The following is a 23,304-nucleotide window of genomic DNA, read 5'->3' as shown; positions in this document are numbered from 1 at the left end:
CATCGAGCGGAGCGTCGTGACCTCGTCGGATCATGTCAGTACTCCACCTCTTGGTTGCGCCGTCGAATGGTCGTAACCTCGTCGCGCTGATTTCCGGTGGGCCCGTGGTAGTTCAGCGCGAAGGACTGCTGCGCATAACCGCCGATGAGATGCGATGGCTTGATCATGATGCGAGTCAGCGCGTTGTGAATGCCGCCGCGCTTACCCTTGCCCGGCTGCTTATCCGGTGCGCCCCAATCGAATCCGCCCGGCGCACCCTCGATGCGCGGGACATCCACCGCCCGGTCCTGGGCGTGATACATGAACACCGTGCCCTCGGGCATCCGGTGGCTGACAATGGCTCGCGCGACAACCACGCCATTGCGGTTGACCGCCTCGATCCAATCATTGTCCGACACACCGATTTTCGCGGCATCCCTATCGGACATCCAGATCGACTGCCCACCGCGCGAGAGCGTCAGCATGTGCAGGTTGTCCTGGTATGCCGAGTGGATGGACCACTTGGAATGCGGGGTCAGGTACCGAACGGTGACGCCGTTGTCACCGACGGACCCCACCCCTGGCTCGCTGAACAGCGCGCTCATATCGAGCGGTGGCCGGAATACCGGCAGTTGCTCGCCGAGTTCGGCCATCCAGTCGTGATCGAGGTAGAAGTGCTGGCGCCCGGTCAGGGTGTGCCACGGCTTGAGTCGTTCGGTATTGATGGTGAACGGCGAATACCGCCGTCCGCCGGTCTCGCTGCCCGACCACTCGGGCGAGGTGATTACCGGTACCGGCCGAGATTGGGTGTCCGCGAAGGTGATTCGCTTACCCTCGTGCTCAGCGGCGAGATCGGCCAACTCGGTTCCGGTGCGCCGCTCCAGCGCTTGGAAGCCTTCGACCGCAAGCCGGCCGTTGGTGGTGCCCGACAGCGAGAGAATCGCCTCGGCCGCGTGGGTGTCCTTGGCCAGCGACGGACGCCCCTGGGCCACACCGGAAACCACGGTGCCGTTCACCCCGGCGAGGTAGGCCACCTCTTCGTTCGGGTGCGTGGTGACGCCCTTGGTGGTGACACCGAGCGTATCGATCAGCGGTCCGAGCGCGGCCATCTTCTCCGCGACTTTCGGATAGTCCCGCTCGACCACGACCAGCTTCGGCATGGTCTTACCCGGAATCGGCTCGCACTCACCGGCTTTCCAGTCCAGTACGCGTCCACCGGCCTGCGCCAGCGCATCCGGCGAATCGTGCTGCAGCGGTACCGCGACGATATCTTTGCGCTTGCCCAGATGCTTCTCGGCCATCCAGGAGAATCCGCGCGCGATCCGGTGGAACGCCTCGAAGTCCGTCTTGGCCTCCCACGGCGGGGAGATCGCGGGGGAGAAGGCGTGCACGAACGGGTGCATATCGGTGGAGGACAGATCGTGCTTCTCGTACCAGGTTGCCGCGGGCAGCACGATATCGGAGAACAGTGTGGTGCTGGTCATCCGGAAGTCCAGCGACAAAAGCAGATCCAGCTTTCCGCTCGGTGCCTCCTCGCGCCAGACCAGCTCCTGCGGCCGCACACCGGCGGCATCGGTGGTCTGCAGATTGGAGTCCGCGCCGAGCAGGTGCTTGTGGAAGTACTCGTTGCCCTTACCGGAGGAGCCGAGCAGATTCGCCCGCCACACGGTCAGGCAGCGCGGAAAGTTCTCCGGCGCATCGGGGTCCTCACAGGCGAAGCGCAGGTCACCGGATTTCAGCCCGTCCACCACATGTTCGGGTGCGGTCTTGCCGGCGGCCTCGGCCTCGTCCACCAGATCCAGCGGATTGCGGTCGAAGGTCGGATAACTCGGCATCCAACCGAGGCGGCTGGCCAGCGCGATATTGTCCGCGGCGGTGCGGCCCGCGAATTTCCCGGTGCCCAGCGGTGAGGCGAAGGACTGCGCGGTGAACGGGTCGTAGCGCCACTGGTCATTGCTGAGGTACCAGAACACCGTGCCCTGCATCTGACGCGGCGGTCGCTGCCAGTCCAGCCCGAAAGCAAGGGTGGACCAACCGGTTACCGGACGACACTTCTCCTGGCCGACATAATGCGCCCAACCGCCGCCGTTGACGCCCTGACAGCCGGTGAGCAGGGTCAGCGTGAAGAAGGAGCGGTAGATCTGGTCGGAGTGGAACCAGTGATTGGTGCCCGCACCCATCAGGATCATCGAGCGGCCGCCGGATTTATCGGCGTTATCGGCGAATTCGCGGGCGATCCGCTGCGCCTGTGCGGCCGGTACGCCGGTAATTACTTCCTGCCAGGCCGGGGTGTAGGGCTCCGCGGCATCGTCGTAGCCGGTCGGCCAGGTGCCGGGCAGCCCGTCGCGTCCCACGCCGTACTGCGCGAGCAACAGATCGAACACCGTGGTGACCCGCCTACCCGCGACGGTGATCGTCGGCACGCCGCGCACCAGCACGCCCGCGGTATCGGTATCGAAGCGCGGCAGCTGCACCGCGACCGGGCGCTGGTCGGCGCGGTCGTGCAGGGTCAGCAGCGGATCGACGCCCTCGAGGTCCAGATTCCACTTGCCCGCATCACCCTCGGTGAAGCGATGTCCGAGTGAACCATTGGGTACCACCGGATTGCCCTGCGCATCGAGCAACACCATTTTGTGCTCGGCGGTCTCGTCGGTGTGGCCGAGGTCTGCGGCGGTGAGGAATTTGCCTGGCAGCGCACCGTCGTGGTGGTAGTTGCCATTGGCGTCCCAGCCCTCCGGATCGTCGAGGCATACCAGGAACGGCAGGTCGGTGTAGCGCTTGACGTAGTCGAGGAACCGGGGCGTGCTGCGCTCGACGAAGAATTCCTTGAGGATCACATGACCCATCGACATGGCAAGGGCCGCATCGGTTCCCGGTCGCGCGGGCACCCATTCATCGGCGAACTTGGTGTTGTCCGCATAGTCGGGCGAGACCACCACGACCTTCTGACCGCGGTAGCGCGCCTCGGTCATGTAGTGCGCGTCCGGGGTCCGGGTCACCGGCACATTCGAACCCCACATGATGAGGTAGCCCGCGTCGAACCAGTCGGCCGATTCCGGCACATCGGTCTGATCGCCGAAGACCTGCGGGGAGGCCACCGGCAGGTCGGCGTACCAGTCGTAGAACGACAGCATCGAGCCGCCGAGCATCGAAATGAATCGTGCGCCGACGGCATGGCTGACCATCGACATGGCCGGAATGGGGGAGAACCCGGCCACCCGGTCGGGCCCGTATTTCTTGATCGTGTGCACGTGTGCGGCGGCCGCGATTTCGGCGGCCTCCCACCATTCCGCGCGCACGAATCCGCCCTTGCCGCGAGCGGACTTGTAGCGCTTGGCCTTTTCCGGATCCTCGACAACCGCTTCCCAGGCCAGTACCGGATCCTTGAGCCGCTCCTTCGCCTCGCGGTACAGCTCGAGCAGCACGCCGCGCACATACGGATAGCGCACCCGCGCGGGGGAGTAGGTGTACCAGGAGAAGGACGCGCCACGCGGGCAGCCGCGCGGTTCGTATTCGGGCTTGTCCGCACCGACCGAGGGATAGTCCGTCTGCTGCGACTCCCAGGTGATCACGCCGTCCTTGACGTAGATCTTCCAGGAGCAGGACCCGGTGCAGTTGACCCCGTGCGTGGAGCGCACCACCTTGTCGTGCGACCAGCGGTCCCGATAGAACTCGTCGGCACTGCGCCCGCCCACCTGGTGCAGGCTGCGCTGATCCGCCGAGACCTCGCCCCGGTGGAAATATTTGCCGAGACGCAGCAATGCGTCACTCGCGTCGGTAGATTGCCGATCGGCCGAATCGGAGGACGCGGAAGCCTGAGTGCGCGAATTAACCACGACGCCCCCTTCGAGCTGTGAAATCGGGCTGTTGCACCGACTGTAAGGAGGTCGCGACGCACGTCCAAACGAATCTCTCACAGCCCGCACCGATCGATCGTGAGGTGTGAGGTCGACGCAACGTGGCGGTCACCGCGCGATTGCCGCGAAATGCCGAAGACATCGATGTGACCAGGGCTGATCCGCCCTGACCGGCCGAAATGCGGCTTGCGGATGGTGTTTCGGGGACTAGCCGGTGATGCTTTGGAAACCACCGGTTCTCAGGCGGTTTACATTTGTTAACACGTCCGGCGGGGGCTCGAGAGGTCGATTCCGCACCCGCGCGCGGTGCTCGAACCGCCTCGCGCAAAGTCATTCTGCGGCCTGCGGATCCATTCGCTGTCGGTTTGCCAATGGTTTCGGCGATGGGGATCTCGCCCGATTATTCTTCGGCGCATGGAGCGCTTCGAGGGGCCATCGAGTACCGCAGCGGCGGCGGTGCGTAGGTCGCGGTGCCCGCGGCGGCGCTCGGGGTGGCCGTCGCATCCCGCTTCACGCGGGTCCGGCCTCAGTACGGCGTCCCGCCCGGTGTGCCGCATCGAGAAGCGGGCGGGCTAGCGCCTTGTCCAGATAGCCTGCTCCGTCACCCGCTTCGGCTGCTCGCCGAGCGTAGTCATGCGGCGGTCGACGCGGCGCGGGCGACCACCATTCGGCTGCGTTCGGAACCCTCCGAACCAAGGCTCGATACGGCGGAAGTTATCTGGAGGCGGCACCAGCTTCGCGGCTGTGGCGTGAATGTTATTGGTGCTCTACGACATTCGCGCTGGGTGTGGCGGTCGGCAAACGGACACCGGGTCGGAAATTAGAGCAAACACGTCGTTTAATATTGGATCGGCTCGCCTTCTGTGCAGACTGCCAACTTTGTTGATACATCTACAGTTTCATGGGAGTGTATTGCTGTGCCAAGCAGGTCGACCGATGGCGCCGACGGGGCTCGAGTGCGCCCGCCCACGTTCGGGGGCGAGTTGCGCAGACTGCGCGACGATCGACGCATTTCTCGGGAAAAGCTGGCATTCGCCGCGGGCGTGAGCACTAGCTATATCACCCACCTGGAGGCCGGCGACCGCGAACATCCCACCAGGACGGTGGTGAATGCGCTGGTCGGATATCTGGATCGGATCGCGCCGCTCACCGATGCCGAACGCAGACTGTTTTTCGATCTGGCCGGATTGGGCGTGGACCGATTTCCCTCCGTACTCGAACTGCGCAATGAGATCGGCGCGGATATGCGCGATGGACTGCGCCTGCACGAGCCGAATGCGGCGGGCTATGTCGATACCCGGTGGAATGTGCTGTCCTGTAATGACTCCTACGCGGCAGCATTTCCCGGTCTGATCGACGATGTGAATGTGCTGCGCTGGTTCTTCGGCAACGAGCTGTCCAAACAGGTCATGGTCGAATGGGAGCGCGAGGCCGCGCTCACCGTCGACTGGCTGCGCGGACTGATCGGTCAGTCCGGCGATACCGCCTGGTCCATCGAATTCCTCGACGAACTCGGCGCGTATCCGGACTTCCGCAGAATGTGGGCCGCGGGCGGCACCACCTACGGTCGGGATCGGCCCATGCATCTGCGGGATCTGGGGTCCGGGGAGTGCCATCGCCTCGATGTCCAACTGTTCCGGGTGGATTCGGGTAATCATCCCGGCAGGATCCAATTCTTCCTCGGCATCCCGAGTCGGTGTGTCGATCACTGACCAGCACGGCGGCCTAGCGTGGTCCTCCCGTTGATCGGCGTGCAGACTCTCAGAATAGAGTCAGTTCCGCGAACGATGAGATCCAATGATGCGGCGGGCGCGCGGGATTCGGTTCGCCGGGCCGGTGGACACCGGTCACCGACCAGCCCGCGGTGACGGCGGCATCGAGTTCGTCGGGATGGTCGGACAGGAACAGGATGCGATCGGCGGGCGTGCCGATGGCGCCGGCGATCTTTTCATAGGAGGCGGGTTCGCGTTTCGGGCCCGCGCTGGACAGGTCGAAATAGCCGCTGATCAGTGCGGCCAGCTCGCCGCCGCGGGCGAAGGTGAACCAATCCTTTTGGTTGCGTACCGATCCCGAGGAGTAGACGTAAAGCCGAACACCAGCGGTGTGCCAGGCGGCGAGGGCGGGCGCGACGTCCGGGAAGAACTCCCCGTGCAGCGCGCCATTGCGGAAACCCTCGGCACAGATGATGCCCTGCGCGGCCTTGAGCGGTTCGGCCTTCACATCGGAGCCGAGCCAGTCGCGCAGGATCGCGGCGATCTCGTCGGTGTCGGCATCGGGGCGGCCGGCGAGTTCGCGGGTGGCCGCGATAATGGGCTCGGCCGCAGCCGTGCGGTTTTCGGCCAGCCATACGGGCAGGCGGGCGCGGGTGTAGCCGTAGAGATCCTCGCGCACCGAACTGGTCGGGCTGGTGGTGCCCTCGATATCGACGACGATGGTGGTGATCACGAGGCCGTCAGCAGCTGATCGAGGGTCGGGAAACCGGAGCTGATGGGGTCACCGGTGAAATCGCCGACCCAGCCGTCTTCCTCCTCGAAGAAGCGGATGGCGATGAAATCGGGCCGAGTGCCCATATCGAACCAGTGCAGCGTGCCCGCTGGGACCGAAAGCAGGTCCCCGCCTTCGCATACCGTCGCCACCACCTCGTCACCGAGATGCAGATAGAAGCAGCCGCGTCCGGCCGCGAAGAACCGCACCTCGTCCTCGGCATGCCGATGCTCGTTGAGGAACTTCTCCCGCGCGCCCTCGGCGATCTGCGGCCACTCCGGATTCGCGTCGTCCGGATGGATGCGGGCGATATCGATATGCTTGTAGCGGCCGGAGGCATTCAATTCGGCCACGCGCTCGTCGTATTCGGCGAGTAATTCGTCCGACGCGGTCTCGGTGGCCTTGTCCAGCACCGGCCAGCGGTCGAAAGTAATACCGCGGGCAGCCAATTCGGCTCCGATCACCGCATCGTCGGTGGTGCACAGCAGTACCCTGTCGGCATCGTCGGCGGCCATAACCTGCAACAACGTCATGATGTCAGTCCAATCTCGCGGATCTCGTTCGGATTGCACGCTGATCGTTTCGAGCGACCTGCAAGCAATCGCTGGCGGTGAAGGCCTGCTGTTGGCCGGTGCGGGTCACCAGCTCGCACAGGGCCTCGAGGCATTCGGCGCGGTCGCGTGCCTGGGAAAGATTGTCTCCCCATGTGGTGACCCCATGACCGGCGATAGCCAATACTGGTGCCGCAGCGGGGTTTTCGAGTAAATATGCCTCGATATCCGCGCCGATGCGCGCGACGTCGGGCCAATTCGGGAAGACGGGCAGGTCGAGGACGGTCGGATAGGTGCCGTCCGGCTCCTTGGCCACCAGCCCTTTGATGAGTTCGTAGTCGGTGATCCGCAGGGTGGTCAGTGCGTCGGGGGAGCCGGAGCGCGTCGCGGCGGTTGTCGCGTAGGGCGGATGAATGTGGACAACGGCCCCAGCATCGGTGGTTCGGTATACCGCCGTGTGAATTGTGGTCTCAGCCGAGGGTTTCCGCTGCTGATTCGGCGTCGGCGCGGAATCAGCAATGCGGACGGTCACCATATCCGCGCTGGTCAATTCGCCCTTGGACAAACCGCTGCCGGTGATCACCGCGGTATCGCCGGTCCGCACCGAGATATTGCCCGCCGTGCCCGGCATCCAGCCCCGCCCATACAACTCGCGGGCTACCTCGGCGATGGCCGCACCTTCGGTGTTCGCGCCATACACGACACCCATCTCGGTGACAACCGCCGTCACCAACTCCGCAGGCGTCACATCGAAGGCCGGATTGAACACCTCGGTACCGACGGGAGCCGTTGTGACACCACCGAATCCGGTCACCTCGGCCGCGGCCCGCTGTTCGACGACGATATCGGCACCGGTCGCCATCTTCGGATCACGCGTCGACTCGGGTGCGACCACAATGAACGGAATGCCATGGTGATGGGCCGCGATCGCGAGCCCGTAGGTGCCGATCTTGTTCGCGACATCGCCATTGGCGCTCACCCGGTCCGCGCCGACCAGCACACAGTCGACCTGACCGGTCGCCATCGCCCAGGCAGCGGCCGAATCGATGGTGAGCCGATGCGGTATACCAGCCTCGGCCAGCTCCCAGGCCGTCAGCCGGGCACCCTGCAATAGCGGTCGGGTCTCGTCGACCAGGACGTTCTCGATCGCACCGCGCTCCGACAGCACCCGCATCGCCCCGATTGCGGTGCCGAAGGCGCTGGTCGCCAGCCGCCCCGTGTTGCAGTGCGTGAGCACCCGCAGCGGCCGGTCCGGGCACAGCCGCTGCACGAGATCGGCGGCATGGGTGGCGGCGGCCCGGTTGACCCTGCCGTCTTCGGCCAGCATGGCCAGGGTTTCAGCGAGTACCGCATCCGCACCCAACGGCACCTTGGTCAGTACCCGCCGCACACCCCAGGCCAGATTGACCGCGGTGGGCCGGGCGTCCGCGATCCGCGCGGCATCCGCCTCGGCGCGCGCCACATCTACGACACCATCGGTGGTATGCGCGGCGGTGGCGATGACCACGCCGAACGCACCGGCGATGCCGATCGCGGGGGCACCGCGGATGGCCAGTGTCTTGATCGCGTCGATGACCTGGTCGACCGTGCTGAGCCGCAGCTCGCGCACCTCGTGCGGCAGTTCGCGCTGGTCGATGGTGACCAGCGCACCGTCGTCCCAGATCAGGGAACTGTCGTCCATCAGGTGCGTCCTTCGGTCGTGCGGAGTGGGGTGTTGTCCCTGGTCAACGGTATCGGACGGGCGGTGCCGCCGGAAATCCGAGTCGTCGGAGCAGCTGGCTCATTCCGCGATGAACTCCGCCTCGCGCTCGACCGCGTCGATGGTCTGCCGGCGCACCTGGATCGGGCCGGGGGTGTAGGTGATCGCGCGCAGGTCGCCGGTGAAGCGGAAGGCGCCGCGGCGTTCGCGCAGCTCCCAGGAGACCGGGCCGCGGGCATCGACGCCGACGGAGATACCGGTCCACGGTGACATGCCGACGAGTTGCACCTGATCGCGCAATTCCGGACCGGGTACGCCATCGATCTCGATGACGAAATCCGAGCGCAACCGGGGACGCACGATGGCGCGCACTGTGATCCGCTGGACACCCGCCGCGAGCGGCTCGCTCGTCACGGCGTTGTAGACGCCATAGCTGTTGAGCCCGAATATGACTCGGCCGTTCTCGAGGTAGAGCACATAGCCGCCGAGCGGATCACCGTGCGCGACGAGCACACCCTCGTCACCGGGGTGGTACCCGCCGATTTCGGCTTCGATCGTGAAGTCGCGGTAGGCGATCAGTCGCTGCGAGCGATAGCGCTCCAGAGTCGGTGTGCCCGGCAGCAGTCGTACCGGCGCGGAGAAGCGCCGCTCTTTCGGTCGGCGCTGTGCGAGATCCTGACGGGTGACAAGCGGAAAAACCGTATTCGCCCAGGCGGATTCGTCCCAAGCGGCGGCGAGTTCGGCGACTTTATCCGGGAACTGCTCCGAAAGATCGTGCAGTTCGGTCGGATCCGTGCGAACGTCGAACAGCTGCCACTGCGGCGCATCGATATCGGTGCCGGGCTCATAGAGCGAGAGCAGTTTCCAGCCGTCGCGGTAGAAGCCCCGATTGCCGACCATTTCCGAGTACTGCTCGGTGTGCTTGGAAATCGCCTGCGGATCGCGCAGCGTCTCGACCGCGGAAATGCCATCGAAATCCTTGGCGGGCAAGCCGTTACGCACACTCGGTCGCCGCAGCCCGGCCAGCTCCAGCAGGGTGGGCGCGAGATCGGTGACGTAGGTGTACTCGTGCCGGATGCCGTCATCGGCCGCGGTGCGCGGCAGTCCTCTCGGCCAGGACAGCAGGAATGGCACCCGTACCCCGCCCGCGAAGGTCTGGCCCTTGTAGAAGCGGAATGGCGTATTGGAGGCCTGGCCCCAGCCGCGCGGATAGTGCACACCCAGTTTCGCGGTGCCGATCAACTCCTCGTCATGCGGTACGTCACCGACCCAGTCCGGATCGGTGATATGGGCGAATTCGGCGAAATAGGTGCGGGTGCCCTCCGGTCCGCCCTCCGCGGTGCCGCCGTTATCCGAGGTGAACACAACGATGGTGTTGTCGAGTTCGCCCAATTGCTCGAGGGTGTCGAGGATGCGGCCCAGGCTCTGGTCGATGCTGTCGACCATGCCCGCGTAAACCTCCATATACCTGGCAAAGCGCCGTTGCTCCTCGGGCGTGAGCGAATCCCATTCCGCGGCTTCGTATCCCGGTTCGGTATTGTGCGGCTTCTGCTTTGTCCCTTCCGGGAAAAGGCCTGCGGCAAGCTGATCGGCGAAGCGGGTCTGTCGCAGTTTGTCCCAGCCCTCGCGGTAGCGGCCGCGGTACTTGGCCAGATCCTCCGGCTTGGCCTGCAACGGTCCGTGCATGGCGACATGGGCAAAATACAGGAAGAACGGTTTGGCTGCATCGTGTGCGCGCAGATCCTTGATATAGCTGATCGCCTTATCGGTCAGATCGTCGGTGAGGTAGTACCCCTCGGGATATTCCTCGATATCGACCACCGAGGAGTCCGAAACCAGCTGATTCGGATAGTAGAAGGAGTTCAGTCCTTCCAGCGAACCGTAGTAGCGGTCGAAGCCGCGCTGGGTCGGCCACGAATCCCGATGTGCCGCAGGGTTCATCGTGGCATCGCGGACCAGATGCCATTTGCCGACCGCATAGGTGGCATAGCCGTTGGCGCGCAGTATTTCCGGCAGGGTCAGCACATCGTCGGCGAGTTCCAGACGCAGACCGGGATATCCGGGATCGGCATTCGCGACGAAGCCGAAACCGGCACGGTGCGCATTGATTCCGGTCAGCAGCGAGGCGCGCGAGGGCGAGCACAGCGGGGTGGTGTGGTAATTGGTGAGCCGAAGACCATTGGCGGCCAGCCGATCCAGAGTCGGGGTCTCGATCTCGGAGCCGAACGGGCCGATATCGCTGTATCCCATGTCATCGATGAGCACCACGATGATGTTGGGCGCACCCTCGGGGGCGGTGGGCGGATAGGTCCATTCGGGTGTGGAGTCAGCGGTGGTGCGCCCGATGGCGCCGGTGAAACCTTCATAACCGCGAGCATGGGATCCGACAGGCATCATGGCAGTCAAAGCCGCCACCCGCCGAGGTCACCAGCCTTTGGCGCACCGTGCGCCTAAACGCTGACCGCATGGTGGGGCGGCTGTTAATTTCGCCAGCGTGTTCGCCGACCTACGCACCGATCATGGCGTCGCCTGCCTGTTCATCAGCCGCGACCGCGCGGTGGTCCACCAGGTCGCCGACCGCGTCGGGGTCCTACGCGAGGGCCTGTCGTCGAAACCGGCCCCGTCGCAGACGTATTCGCCGCTCCCCGCGTCGACTACACACGCCACCTCCTGAAGGCAGTCCGCAGCCCCGATTCCGCCGTCACCCGGCGCTACTGCGCCTGACCCCTCCACCCGAGTTCGCCGAACGTAGTCATGCGATGAGTGCGCACAATTCATGTGGCAAAAAGTAACTTTCCGGGGTGGGCGTCCTTGAGTGCAATTCGAGCCGCGTATGGGCGTTCGATGGGCACTTCGAATTTTATTGGTTGGTCGGCCGAAATGTATGACGCAAATAATGTGCCGGACGATACGGAACTCGGTCCTGGACCGGCCTGAATCGTTCGCAGTCGATCCCGGACGGGAAGCCGAAGTGGAACGAAGCGGGCCACGCACAGCCGGGCCGCCGGCCCACATGGAGGAACCGGCGGCCCGTTTCAGATCAGTGCTGTCCGGTTCGGCGCTGGTCAGCGCCTCGCCGCTCTGAACCCTGGCCTCGCTGATCGCTGTCGCGATCGCTGATCGGGCCGGATCGGTTCATGCCCTGGTCCTGGCGCTGCTGTTGCTGCTGCCGTTCCATCTGCTTGGGCATTTTCTTAGGCGTTTTCTTCGACTTTTCAGCCATCTCCACTCGGTCCTTTCCGAAGTGATGTTGTATTCGCCTAACCATCACACAATAGCGAGCGGACATCTTCAGTGGAAGAAGAAATCGATTCTTTACACCCGGAGCGGGAGGAATTCGACGAGGTCGTCGTCGGTGGCCTCGGCGGGCACGACGACCAGGCCGTCACGGTCGACGAGGCCGCCCAGATGGGTGGTGCGGATCTGCGGATCGCCCAGCCAACCGCCGTAGGGGGCCAGACGCGCCGGGACGATGCGGGGGACGGGTCCGGAGATCGCGCTCGCATTGCGCAGTGGCCCGACCAGTGGTCGCAGCCGATGGCTGCCGGTTCGGCCCTCGATGAGTGCGGGCGACAGCGCCATAAGTACGGCAACCGCCGCGAAGGGATTTCCTGGCAGGCCGAGAACAGTTGTACCGCTGGACAATTCGGCGACAATAGTGGAACCGCCCGGACGTAATTTCAAGCGGTGCACCAGGATTCGAGCCTCGGCGCGGGCGATCGCCGCGCGCAGCTGGTCTGCCGCGCCACCGCCGGTCGCACCGACGATTACCAGCAGATCGCAATCGTCCGCCGCACCGAGCACTTCGTCGAAGCCGCGCGGAGTATCGCGCAGGTGCACCTGATCGACCGCACGAATTCCGTACCCGGACAGCACATCCGGCAGAATCGGCCCGATCGAGTCGCGGGTCTGACCGGTCTGCAGCGGGCCGGTGCTGCGGATCTCGTCACCGGTCATGATGATGCGGGCCCGCACCGGGCCGCGCACCACCGCCTCGGTCACCTCCACACTGGCGGCGGCGGAAATCAGCCCGGCCGTGACCGGTGTGCCCTCGGGAGCGACGAGGTCGCCAGGGGCCCGGTCCTCGCCGCGGCGGCGGATATCGTCGCGCGCCGGGGAATCCTCATGCTGGTACAGCATTTCGTCATCCTCGATCCGCGCGAATTCGTCACGGAGCACCCGCGTGGTGCCGTCGGGCACATGTGCCCCGGTGGCGATCCGCACCGCCTCACCGGGCAGCAGCCCGACCGGCCGCCGACCGCCCGCGAAGCCGACATCACGCCGCAGACGCCACGGTCCGTCACCGGCTACCGCGTATCCGTCCATCGCGGAGACGTCGAAGCGTGGCAGCGATCCGACCGCCGTCAGCGGCGCGGCGAGCGCGGCGCCGCGCACCGAACCCAATTCGGCTCGGTACTCGGTGAGCCGAGAGATATTGGTGCGCAGGATATCCCGTGCCTCGTCCAGCGGCAGCGGCGTTGCGGAAACCGCAGCCGCAGATGCGGGACGATACTCACCGACGGCACCGGCGTCCCAAGCCATCCGGGCCGTTCGCACTTGCTCCTCGGTATCGCAATCGGCGATACCGGCCATGGTGACGGTGACCGTATCGGCCGGGATCAGCGCCTTCATCGGTTGATTGATCAGCGAATCCAGCCGCTGCAATGCAGCCGCCAGCGCCGTCCGTCGCCACACGCCGATCAGATACTGCGGCCGACCGGATTCGTCGGCCGCGAAGACCGCATCCGCACCGGATTCGGAGCCGTGCCGGATCAACTCCGTCACCGTCACCTGCGACAGGAACGGCAGATCCGCCGCGAGCACCACCACCAGCGGGGCGGCGGTCGGGCCGAGCGCGCGGAACCCGGCCCCCACCGCGGCGACCGGACCCGAACCCGGCGGCACCTCCCGCACCTGCACGATCCGCGCGTCCAATTCGGGCCGACGCGGTCCGACCACCACGGTCCGCGCACACCGCGCAACCGCGGCCAGGGCCGCATCGAGCATGGATCGACCGCCGATCACGATGGCGGGCTTATCAACGCCCCCCATGCGGCTGGCGCGTCCGCCCGCGAGCACGATCGCGTCGGCGGTGGTCACCGGTCAGCGCCTGGCGCGAGAGAGGGCATGGCCGACATGCTAATTCGTCGGGTGTACAGATCCGGGGAGGGCGGTCTGGTTCCAGCGGTCGCAGGTCTAAATCGTCGAATAGTCCGGGGCCGGTCGGCGCAGGCAGAACTCGTTCGTCTCCGGATCGGCGAGCACCACCCCGGGCGCGCCGTCCGCATCGACCGGGGTCGCGCCGGCCGCACGTAGTCGGGCCACCTCGGCGGCCGGATCGTCGGTGGGGAAGGACGCCAGGTCCAGGCGCACTCGATTGCGGCCGCTCTTCACATTCGGTGTATGGACGAACTCCAGCCACGAACCGAGCCCCGTCGCCGAGCGCAGGCCGACCACCGGCGCGCCGCCGGAGGCGAGCGGCCAGCCGGAGGCAGTGGACCAGAACTCGGCCAGCCGCGCCGGATCGTGGGTATCGATCACGATGGCGGCGACCGCGCCGGTATCCACATACTCCTCGCGCGGCTCCAGCACGCAGAACTCGTTGCCCTCCGGATCGGCGAGCACCACCCACGGCACCGCGCCCTGGCCGATATCGACGTGACGAGCGCCGAGCGCCAGTGCGCGGTCGACTTGCACCCGCTGATGATCGAGCGAGCGACTGGCCAGATCCAGATGCATCCGGTTCTTGCTGTCCTTGGCGCGCGCGGTGGGCAAGAAGGTCAGGGCCAGATCGAGGCCCTCCGGATCCGGGGCCGCCACATCGACCTCGTCGGGGCGGTCGACCGTCACCGACCAACCCAGCAACTCGGCCCAGAAATTCGCGACGAACCGGGGCCGGTCTGCGTCGAAGACGACACACGCCAGGCGGGTGGACATGATTCAACGTTAACCGCCGATCGAGGGTGGCGGGGGCGTTTACGGGAGCGGAAAACGCGCGGCGCGCAGGTCCACTCGGCCCTCGCGGATCGGCACACCCTCGGCGGCCAGCAGGTGCAACTGCCGATCGGCCAGATGCGCGGCGGGCTTACCGCCCGCGCCTATCACCCGATGCCACGGCAGATCGGCGGAGTCGGTGCGCATGATCCAGCCGACCGTGCGCGGGGTGGACAATCCGGCCGCCGCGGCGATATCGCCGTAGGTGACCACCCGGCCCGGCGGCACGGCCGCGACCAGCGCGCGCACCCGTTCGACCTCGGCATCGGTGGTGGGCATTACAGGACCGATCGGATCAGCGCCGCGGTCTCGGCCGGGCGGGCCTGGGCGACCATGTGATCGCAGTCCCATTCGAGCACGGTCAGATTCGCGCCCATGTGCGCCGTGAGTGCGCCGCGGAACTCCGGAGTGACGAAGGGCGGCACCACCTTCATGGCCTGCACCAGGATCGTCGGCAGATCGACCGGCGGTAGCACATAATGCCTGGCCAGCTGACCCCAGTAGGAGTTGATGGCGGGCAGACTGATCCGCCAACCGACCCGGCCGTCGGCGGTTGGCATCAGATGTTCGGTGAGTTCGGCCTCGAGCAGGCGCGGCTGCACCTCGCCCCAGCCGGTCGCGATCTTGTCCTGGCGGGCGTGCTCGACCGTGTCGTAGTCCGGTGAGGCCAGGCTGGACAATGCGATATCCATCAGGCGCTCCGCCTCCAGCGCGATCGCCGAATCGAGCAGGATCAGCTTGCGCACCAGGTGCGGATGGTGGTGGGCGAGGTGCAGCGCGCAGGCGCCGCCGAAGGAGTGCGCGACGACGACCACCGGTTCGTCGGTCTCCGCGGTGAGCAGTTCGACCAGATCCTCGACGATGGTCTCGAAGTTCCACGGTGGCAATGCGGTCGAGCGCCCATGTCCGCGCAGGTCGGGGGCGATGAGGCGGACCTCGGGCAGATGTCGGGTGGCAAGCTCCTCCCAGCGTTTGCCGTGGCCGGTGACACCGTGCAGGGCCAGGACCTTCGGCCCGTCGTCAGGTCCGAACCGGTACACATTGAGAGGCGACACAGGTCTCATATTGGCGCATCTGGAAATCCGTCGCAGATCCAGGCGTTGTGTCCGACCTCACCGATCGGTGAATCGCCCGCGTGGCGTGTCGGAGGTGTCTGTTGCAATAGCCCGCGTGGTGCGATCGGATAGCGCGGTGCGACTTGTTCGCCGGAATGTGGCGGCACCCCCGGCTCGGACCTGGGGTGCCGATGTTCGCGCGCTGTTCGACGCCGTGGCGGCGGTCGGCCCGATTCGACCGGACTGGCGGCCGTGGCAGGTGCTCGGTGGACCGGGAACCGGCAAGACCGCACTGCTGATCGATCTGGCCGCCGAGCGCATCGCGGCGGGCGCGGATCCGGAATCGGTGCTGGTACTGACCCATTCGAAGCAGGCGGCGAGCACGGTGCGCGACGCCATTACCGCGCGGTTGACCGATCCGAACTCCGCCGAGGGCGGGGTGCCCGGCGCAACCAGGGAACCCCTGGTGCGCACATTGCATTCCTACGCTTTCTCGGTGCTACGCAGACATGCGAGCGCACACGGCAATCCGCCGCCGCGTTTGCTGACCGGTGCCGAGCAGGATGCCGAACTGCGCGAAATGCTGCGCGGCGACCTGATCGATATCGCGGCCGGGGCGAGCGGACTGTGGCCGCAACGACTACAACCAGCTCTGGGCCTCGGCGGATTCGCCGAACAGTTGCGCGATCTCATGCTGCGGGCCACCGAACGCGGACTCGGACCCGAGGATCTGGTGCGGCTCGGCCGCGAGCACGGTCGGCCGGAATGGGTGGCGGCGGGCAAATTCGCGGTCCGGTACGAGCAGTCGATGCTGCTGCGCTGGTCGGTCGGGGTGGAAGCACCCGAGGCGACCGCGCCCGCGCTGGATGCGGCCGAGCTCGTCGGAGCCGCACTGGATGCGCTGGCCGGTGATGCCGAACTTCTTGCCGCGGAACGCAATCGGATCCGATACCTGCTGGTCGACGATGCCCAACATCTGGATCCGCAGGCCGCACTGCTGGTGCGGGTGATGGGCACGGCCGCGCATACGGCGGTCGTGGCGGGCGATCCGGACCAGGGGGTATTCGCCTTCCGCGGCGCGGATTCGCGCTTCGTCGCGGACCTGGCCGCACCCGATGGACAGCGAATCATCCTGCGGGACAACCACCGATCCGGCGGCGCGGTGGAACTGGCCGTCGCGCGGATCGCGGCCAAGTTGCCCGGAAGTGCGCCACAACGCTTTTCGGCACCCGATCACACGGTGGCGCCGAAGGACGACGACACCGAGGTGCGCGTGCGGGTGCTGGCCACTCCCGCGAAGGAAGCAGCCCTGATCGCCGACCATTTGCGCCGCGCCCATCTCACCGATGGTGTGCCGTGGTCGCGCATGGCGGTGATCGTCCGCTCGGTGCCATTGTCACTGGCTCCGCTGCGCCGCGCCCTATTGGCGGCCGGAGTGCCCGTACAACAGCCCGCACTGGACGCGCCATTGGCCCGGCGTCGCGGCGCGGCCTGGATGCTGCTCGCATTGCGCGCGGTACTCGCGGAGGATGCGCAGCGTCGTGGGCGTCGGCGTGCGGCCGAGGCGATGTTCTCGGCCGAAGACGCATTGGATCTGCTGGCAGGGCCGCTCGGCGGTGCCGATCAAATAACTCTGCGTCGGTTGCGTCGTGGTATTCGGCGCAGTGTGCTGGAGTCCGCACGCAGCGAAGCCAAGGCCGCACAGGCGCGTGCGAGTTCCGTGACGGGCGATGAACCCGATTGGACCGCAGAGGGTTTCCCACCGGAGGAGGAAGCGTTTCCGCTGGAGCAGGAAGGCTTCGAGTCAAGAGCGGACAGCTCTGAACGGAACGTGACGACGTCCGAACGGAATATCAGCCGAGTCGAGCGGATTACCGACGATGCCGATTGGTACGGCATCGAGCCGGAATTCAGTAGCCGAGATTTGGAATGGCAGAGTGACCAGTCCGGATCGGACATCGACGATTCCGCTCCGGATAGTGATGACCCTGGACACGGGGGAGCAGTACATCGACGTGCAGATGTCTCCGAACGGGGCCGGGGCGAGTCCGAGTTGGCCGCAGAGGGCGCTGGGCGTGGCGTGGATGCCGCCGCCGAGCGAGGCGCTGATGACGCTGAACCGAGCACGAACCAGGCTGAACTGGGCGCACATGCCTCGGAGCGGGACATCGACCAGACCCGGCGGAGCATGGATGGCGCCGAGTGGGACGTCGACGATGCGGGGCGAAGTACGGATGGCGCTGAGCTGGGTGCGGGCGAGGCCGAACGGAACTCACTGCGAACCGATCGGGGAGACACAGTCGCTTCCGCACGGAGCAGCGGCGACCAGGAAGGGGACTCTTCGGCACCTGAACCGGACGACAGCGATTCGGAATGGCGCGGGTATGTCGATAAATCCTCGGCGGAGGTGTTGCGTGACCTGCTGGTCGGCCGCGCAGATCGCCGAATCGTGGAGCGGCTCACCGATGTCGAGGCGGCACCGCTGAAGCGGGTGTTCGACGCGCTCGATCGGGCAGTCAAGACTCGGCGGCGTGGTGCCGGTCTCGAGGATGTGCTGTGGGCGCTGTGGACCGGGTCGCGGTTGGAGCGCCGGTGGGTGGCGCAGTCCGAACGCGGTGGGGCGGCGGGTATGCAGGCCGATCGCGATCTGGATGCCGCCGTCGGATTATTCGATGCCGCAGCCGCTTATGTGGATCGACTGCCGCGCGCGAGCATTGAGGGTTTTGTCGAATTCCTTGTGCAGCAGGAGATTCCGCATGACACTCGATCGCTGACTGCGCCACGGGAGGCGGTCGCACTGCTCAGCGCGCACGCATCCGCGGGCCGGGAGTGGGATGTGGTCGCGGTTGCCGCTGTGCAGGAAGGTATTTGGCCGAATCCGCGCCCGCGCGGCACCCTGCTGCAGACCGAGGATCTGGTCGACCTCACTGCGGGCATTGTCGACGCGGGTGCGGTGGTGAGCCGGGCGGCCCCGATCATGGCCGAGGAGCGCAGACTGCTGCTGGTCGCGTGCAGCCGGGCTCGGCGCTCGCTACTGGTCACCGCCGTGGAGTCGGTGTCAGGCGAACGCGATCTTGTGCCGTCCCGATTCCTCGCTGAACTTCTCGGCCACGACGATGACAGCGAACCCGGCGCGCTTCCGGTCGCCGATCCGGGCCGCGCCCTGGTCATGCATGCGCTGGTGGCCGAATTGCGCGGTGTGGTCTGCGATTCCGAGGCCGAACCGGAACGCAGACGTCGCGCCGCCCACCAACTGGCCCGGCTGGCTCACGCCGGTGTGCCGGGTACGCATCCCGACGAATGGTATGGCACAGCCGATCTCAGTTCGTCGCGTTCGCTCTGGGATGACGACGACACCGCCGTCGCCCTGTCCCCGTCCACCGTCGAACTGCTGCGCACCTGCCCGCTGCGCTGGGCGCTGGAACGTCACGGCGGCACCGACGGCGATAACCCGCACGCCGTCAAGGGCAATCTGGTCCACACCCTCGTCCAGGCGCTGGCGGGCAAGGTGCCCGAATCGCAGGTCCGCGCCGCACTGGACAAGGCGTGGCAGGCCATCGATCCCGGCACCGGCTGGCATTCCCGCCAGGAACTGCGCCGTACCGAGGCCATGCTGGAGACCTTCATGGCCTGGGTGCGCAATACCCGGGGTGAATTGACCCAGGCCGGTGTGGAGGTCCCGGTCGACTGCGTACTGCCACCGCGCACGGAAGACGAACCCGCCGTGCGGATCCGCGGCCGAGTCGACCGACTGGAGCGCGATGCCTTCGGCCGGTTCGTCATCGTCGATGTGAAGACCGGGAAGTCGCCGGTCACCAAACAGGCCGCCGCCGACCACGCCCAGCTCGCCACCTATCAGGTGGCGGCCGCCGCGGGCGCACTCGACATCACCATTGCCGAGTCCACCTCCGAATCCGGCCGCGCGCAGGATGAATCTGCCGCAGGCGAATCGGGCCCGTACATCAGCGAGACCGGCTCTGGCGAACCGCTCGGCACCACAAGCGAACCCGGCGGTGCGCGGCTGGTCTACGTCGCCAAGCCCAGCAGCAAGGAGGGCGCCACGCAGCGCATGCAACCTCCGCTGGATGCCGAGGCGCTCGACAAATGGCGTGGCACGATTCATGATGCCGCTGCCGCAACCCAGGGCCCGAGCTACCTCGCCATGCGCAACGATGGCTGCAGGCACTGTTCGGTCGCGGGTAGCTGCCCCGTCCAGGACACCGGAAGGCAGGTGACCGACGAGTGAGCGTATCGCCGAACCGGCTCGCGGAGGCGCTCGGCCTGCCACCACCTACCGGGGAGCAGGCCGCGGTGATCGCGGCCCCACCGGGACCGACCCTGGTCGTCGCCGGTGCGGGTGCGGGCAAAACCGAGACCATGGCCGCCCGCGTGGTGTGGATGGTCGCCAACCGCTTGGTGCTGCCCGACGAGGTACTCGGCCTGACCTTCACCCGAAAAGCCGCCCAGCAGTTGACCTCCCGCATCCGCACCCGGCTGGCCCGGCTGGCCGGTTCACCGCTGCTGCGCGACATCGACACCGGTGGTGAGCTGCGCGCCCAACTTTCCGGCGCGGAACCCGAGATCAGCACCTACCACTCGTACGCGGGCCGCCTGCTCACCCAGCACGGCCTGCTGCTGCCGGTGGAACCCGCCGCGACGCTGCTGACCGAAACCCAGCTGTGGCAGCTCGCCCACCAGGTGGTCCGCAACTGGGACGGCGACCTCGACACCGACCGCACCCCGGTCTCGGTGACCGAGGCGGTTCTCGCGCTGTCCGGCCAACTCGCCGAACATCTGGTGGAACCCGAACAACTCGCCGAGGCCCACACCGAACTCGAAAAACTGGTCCACACCCTGCCCGCGGGGCCACGCCAACGCGGCGGACCGAGCCAGGCCCTGCAGAACATCGTCCAGGTGCAGCGCGAACGTGTCGCCCTGCTGCCCCTGGTCAAACAGCTCGCCGAGGCCTTACGCCGCCGCGGCGCACTGGATTTCGGTGCGCAGATGTCGCTGGCCGCCCGTCTCGCAGCCGAACATCCCGAAGTCGCCGACGCCGAACGCGCCCGCTTCCGCCTGGTCCTACTCGACGAATACCAGGACACCGGCCACGCCCAACGCATCCTGCTCGCCTCGCTTTTCGGCGGATTTTCTGCGCAACCGCAGGCCAGGCGCTCACCCAAGGCCACCGGCCCATCGAAGTCCACCGCTGACACCGGGGTCGACCGGCCCCCGTCGTCCCATACGCCGATCGACCCCGACGTTCGCCGGGAACCTCGCTCCGACGACGGTGAGTTCGATGCCGGTGGGGGCGAGTTCGGCTCCGAACGCGGTGCGTTCAATCCTGGCGGAAGCGACCCCGGCCCTTATCGGAGTGTGCCCGACGGTGGCGCAAGCGGCTCCGGCTCCCATCGGGCCGACTCCGAGGATCGCCGCAGTGACGGCGATGCGACGCGCGGGCGTCGGTCGGATGCCGAGCAAAGGGCAACCAGTCGTGGCGAACAGCGACTGGCGGTAACCGCGGTCGGCGATCCGATGCAGTCCATTTACGGCTGGCGCGGTGCGTCGGCAGCCAACTTGCCCAGGTTCGCCACCGATTTCCCGAGCGCTCCAGGCATTCCCGCGCCGATCCTGCCGCTACTGACCAGCTGGCGGAACCCGCCGGAGGCATTGGCTTTGGCGAATCTGGTCGCCGAGCCATTGCGTCGCAATGCCATCGATAGCGGCGGCGTAACCGTTGACGCACTGCGCGCGAAACCCGATGCCGAACCGGGCATTGTCGCACTGGCACTCACCGAAACCGTTGCCGACGAACGGAATTGGGTGGCCGTCCGGATCGCGGCGGAATGGTCGGCCAAACGCGAAGCAGGGGAGCCGTCGCCGACCTCGGCCGTACTGGTGCGTCGCAATGCCGATGCCGCCCCCCTTGCCGAAGCGCTACGCGAACAAGGCCTTCCGGTGGAAATCGTCGGCCTCGGCGGTCTGCTCGCCACCCCTGAGGTCGCCGATATCGTCGCGACGCTGCGGCTGATCGCCGAACCCGGTGCGGGCAGCGCCGCCATGCGCATACTCACCGGTGCCCGCTGGCGCGTCGGCGTCGCCGATCTCGCCGCACTCGCTCGCCGCGCCAGAGATCTGTCGATCGGCCGTCTGCACGGCAATGAAGTCAACGAGATCACCGATTCGACCGCACTGGCCGAGGCGCTGCGCGAGGTGGCTCCCGAACCGGCCGAACAGGCGGGCCTGGCCGATGCGATCGCCGATCCCGGTCCGCCGGAACAGTATTCGTTGTCCGGATTCAAACGCATCGTCGCATTGGGCCGAGAACTCGCCGCATTGCGCGAGCGCAGCGGTCAGCCGCTCGCCGAACTGGTCTCGGATGTGGAGCGCACCATCGGCGTCGGCGTGGAAACCCAGGCCCGCCGCGCCATGCTCGGCGCCGGTGCCGGACGCGAACATCTGGACGCCTTCGCCGAGGTAGTCGCCGGTTACGCCAGCGATTCAGGCGCCTCGCTCGGCGGCCTGCTCGCCTTCCTCGCCGCCGCCGAATCCGTCGAAAACGGCCTCGAACCGGGCGAAGTCGAGGTCGCACGGGATCGCGTCCAGGTGCTGACCGTGCACGCGGCCAAGGGGCTGGAATGGGAGATCGTCGCAGTACCGCATGTGACCCGCGGCGTCTTCCCTTCCGGTGCGGCCTCGGGCACCTGGCTCGGCGCGCTCGCCGAACTCCCAACCTCCCTGCGCGGTGACCGCAGACAGGACGATGCCGCCGAGGGCGTCCCCGTACTCGATCTCGCCGACCTCTACGACCGCGCCGATCTGGAACGAGCGATCAAGTCCCACAAGGAATCCCTGGACCGCCGCCGCATCGACGAAGACCGCCGCCTGTTCTACGTCGCTCTCACCAGAACCGAACGCGTCCTGTTCGTCTCCGCCCACCACTGGGCCGAAACCGGCACGACCTCGAAGGGGCCGTCGGATTTCCTCCTGGAACTCAAACTCGCCAGCGAAACCCCCGACAGCCCGGCCCATGGCGCGGTCACCATCGACCGCTGGGACGATGCCCCCGACGTCGACGCCGTCAACCCCTTCACCGATAACCCCGCAACCGCCGAATGGCCCCGCGACCCTCTCGGCAACCGCCGCGACCCCGTCGAACAGGGTGCGGCCCTTGTCCGCGCCGCCCTCGCCGAACTCGCGGCACAGCCCGCGGCGACGAATCGTGCGGGCCCGCCGGCAACCCGCGACAAGGCAAATGCCGCAGCCGATTTCGTGGACCGCGCGCCCCATGATCTCGACATGACACCGACTGTAGACCCTGCCACCGACAACTTGGCCGATCCGAGAACAACGGTCGACCATCCTGCCGCGGTCGCGCTGTCGGCCGATCCGTATGCCGACGTTCCCCCGCCCGACTACCCCGACGCACCCGCACCGTTCGACGACTACGAACCACCCGCGAGCGCCCCCGGTGCGCCGAATCCGTATGGCCAGCCCGAATTCCCGTCGCCCACACCCGACTTCGAGCCACCCCTCGACGACTTCGAGCCGCCGTCAGACGGCTTCGCGCGGACGCTCGACGACTTCGAGCCGCCGTCAGACGGCTTCGCGCGGACGCTCGACGACTTCGAGCCGCCGTCAGACGGCTTCGCGCGGACGCTCGACGACTTCGAGCCGCCGTCAGACAG

At 66.7% G+C, this 23,304-nt stretch carries 14 protein-coding genes; 4 read left to right on the top strand and 10 right to left on the bottom strand.

The window, feature by feature from the left end; translation table 11 throughout:
- Positions 1-35: 35 nt before the first annotated feature.
- Complete coding sequence (locus tag ACIBI6_RS31630; protein WP_364356825.1) at positions 36-3,815, bottom strand: nitrate reductase subunit alpha; 3,780 nt, start codon at positions 3,813-3,815, stop codon at positions 36-38.
- 938 nt (positions 3,816-4,753) lie between these two features.
- Between ACIBI6_RS31630 and ACIBI6_RS31625 the strand changes: the two genes are divergently transcribed.
- On the top strand, positions 4,754-5,548 hold the full coding sequence (locus ACIBI6_RS31625) for a helix-turn-helix domain-containing protein (protein WP_396958740.1): 795 nt from the start codon (positions 4,754-4,756) through the stop codon (positions 5,546-5,548).
- Positions 5,549-5,597: 49 nt separating this feature from the next.
- On the opposite strand, the gene mtnC is transcribed toward ACIBI6_RS31625, so the two are convergent.
- The 4 genes from mtnC to ACIBI6_RS31605 form a co-directional block, all read right to left on the bottom strand.
- Positions 5,598-6,281 carry an acireductone synthase gene (gene mtnC / locus ACIBI6_RS31620; RefSeq protein ID WP_396958739.1) on the bottom strand — a complete coding sequence of 228 codons (684 nt, stop codon included), beginning with the start codon at positions 6,279-6,281 and terminating at the stop codon, positions 5,598-5,600.
- The gene (locus ACIBI6_RS31615; RefSeq protein ID WP_396958738.1) at positions 6,278-6,853 is read right to left on the bottom strand and encodes a 1,2-dihydroxy-3-keto-5-methylthiopentene dioxygenase; all 576 of its coding nucleotides are present in this window, start codon (positions 6,851-6,853) and stop codon (positions 6,278-6,280) included. Before ACIBI6_RS31615 ends, mtnC begins: the two co-directional genes overlap by 4 nt.
- A gap of 4 nt (positions 6,854-6,857) precedes the next feature.
- Positions 6,858-8,552, bottom strand: coding sequence for an S-methyl-5-thioribose-1-phosphate isomerase (gene mtnA / locus ACIBI6_RS31610; RefSeq protein WP_396958737.1), 1,695 nt, complete (start codon positions 8,550-8,552; stop codon positions 6,858-6,860).
- A 99-nt stretch (positions 8,553-8,651) separates the two neighbouring features.
- Positions 8,652-10,964, bottom strand: a complete 2,313-nt coding sequence (locus tag ACIBI6_RS31605; protein WP_396958736.1) for an arylsulfatase — start codon at positions 10,962-10,964, stop codon at positions 8,652-8,654.
- Between the two features lie 100 nt (positions 10,965-11,064).
- Between ACIBI6_RS31605 and ACIBI6_RS31600 the strand changes: the two genes are divergently transcribed.
- Entirely contained in the window at positions 11,065-11,244 is a 180-nt protein-coding gene (locus ACIBI6_RS31600) for a hypothetical protein (RefSeq protein WP_396958735.1), read from the top strand.
- Positions 11,245-11,610: 366 nt separating this feature from the next.
- On the opposite strand, the gene ACIBI6_RS31595 is transcribed toward ACIBI6_RS31600, so the two are convergent.
- From ACIBI6_RS31595 to ACIBI6_RS31575, 5 genes are all read right to left on the bottom strand, one after another.
- Entirely contained in the window at positions 11,611-11,793 is a 183-nt protein-coding gene (locus ACIBI6_RS31595; RefSeq protein WP_364356804.1) for a hypothetical protein, read from the bottom strand.
- A gap of 92 nt (positions 11,794-11,885) precedes the next feature.
- Positions 11,886-13,670 carry an NTP transferase domain-containing protein gene (locus ACIBI6_RS31590; protein WP_396958734.1) on the bottom strand — a complete coding sequence of 595 codons (1,785 nt, stop codon included), beginning with the start codon at positions 13,668-13,670 and terminating at the stop codon, positions 11,886-11,888.
- A gap of 96 nt (positions 13,671-13,766) precedes the next feature.
- The gene (locus ACIBI6_RS31585; protein WP_364356798.1) at positions 13,767-14,507 is read right to left on the bottom strand and encodes a VOC family protein; all 741 of its coding nucleotides are present in this window, start codon (positions 14,505-14,507) and stop codon (positions 13,767-13,769) included.
- 39 nt (positions 14,508-14,546) lie between these two features.
- Complete coding sequence (locus ACIBI6_RS31580; protein WP_364356795.1) at positions 14,547-14,843, bottom strand: MGMT family protein; 297 nt, start codon at positions 14,841-14,843, stop codon at positions 14,547-14,549.
- Positions 14,843-15,628, bottom strand: a complete 786-nt coding sequence (locus ACIBI6_RS31575; protein WP_396958733.1) for an alpha/beta fold hydrolase — start codon at positions 15,626-15,628, stop codon at positions 14,843-14,845. The genes ACIBI6_RS31580 and ACIBI6_RS31575 overlap by 1 nt, the downstream gene beginning before the upstream one ends.
- Positions 15,629-15,737: 109 nt before the next feature.
- Here ACIBI6_RS31575 and ACIBI6_RS31570 point away from each other — a divergent pair, with 109 nt between their 5' ends.
- A complete protein-coding gene (locus ACIBI6_RS31570; protein ID WP_396958755.1) occupies positions 15,738-19,865 on the top strand; it encodes a PD-(D/E)XK nuclease family protein in 4,128 nt (1,375 codons plus the stop codon).
- Positions 19,862-23,304, top strand: a 3,443-nt coding sequence (locus ACIBI6_RS31565; RefSeq protein WP_396958732.1) for an ATP-dependent helicase, incomplete at its 3' end; no start/stop codon positions are given. The genes ACIBI6_RS31570 and ACIBI6_RS31565, both read left to right, overlap by 4 nt.

It is taken from the genome of Nocardia sp. NPDC050412 (genome assembly GCF_044458825.1).
GTDB lineage: Bacteria > Actinomycetota > Actinomycetes > Mycobacteriales > Mycobacteriaceae > Nocardia.
This window is presented reverse-complemented; position numbering and strand designations above follow the sequence as displayed.

Bases quoted from the DNA above. Each gene is read 5' to 3' on its own strand.
- ACIBI6_RS31605 (WP_396958736.1), bottom strand. From the start codon at position 10,964: ATGCCTGTCGGATCCCATGCTCGCGGTTATGAAGGTTTCACCGGCGCC.
- ACIBI6_RS31595 (WP_364356804.1), bottom strand. From the start codon at position 11,793: ATGGCTGAAAAGTCGAAGAAAACGCCTAAGAAAATGCCCAAGCAGATG.
- ACIBI6_RS31575 (WP_396958733.1), bottom strand. From the start codon at position 15,628: ATGAGACCTGTGTCGCCTCTCAATGTGTACCGGTTCGGACCTGACGAC.
- ACIBI6_RS31585 (WP_364356798.1), bottom strand. From the start codon at position 14,507: ATGTCCACCCGCCTGGCGTGTGTCGTCTTCGACGCAGACCGGCCCCGG.
- ACIBI6_RS31580 (WP_364356795.1), bottom strand. From the start codon at position 14,843: ATGCCCACCACCGATGCCGAGGTCGAACGGGTGCGCGCGCTGGTCGCG.
- mtnA (WP_396958737.1), bottom strand. From the start codon at position 8,552: ATGGACGACAGTTCCCTGATCTGGGACGACGGTGCGCTGGTCACCATC.
- ACIBI6_RS31615 (WP_396958738.1), bottom strand. From the start codon at position 6,853: ATGACGTTGTTGCAGGTTATGGCCGCCGACGATGCCGACAGGGTACTG.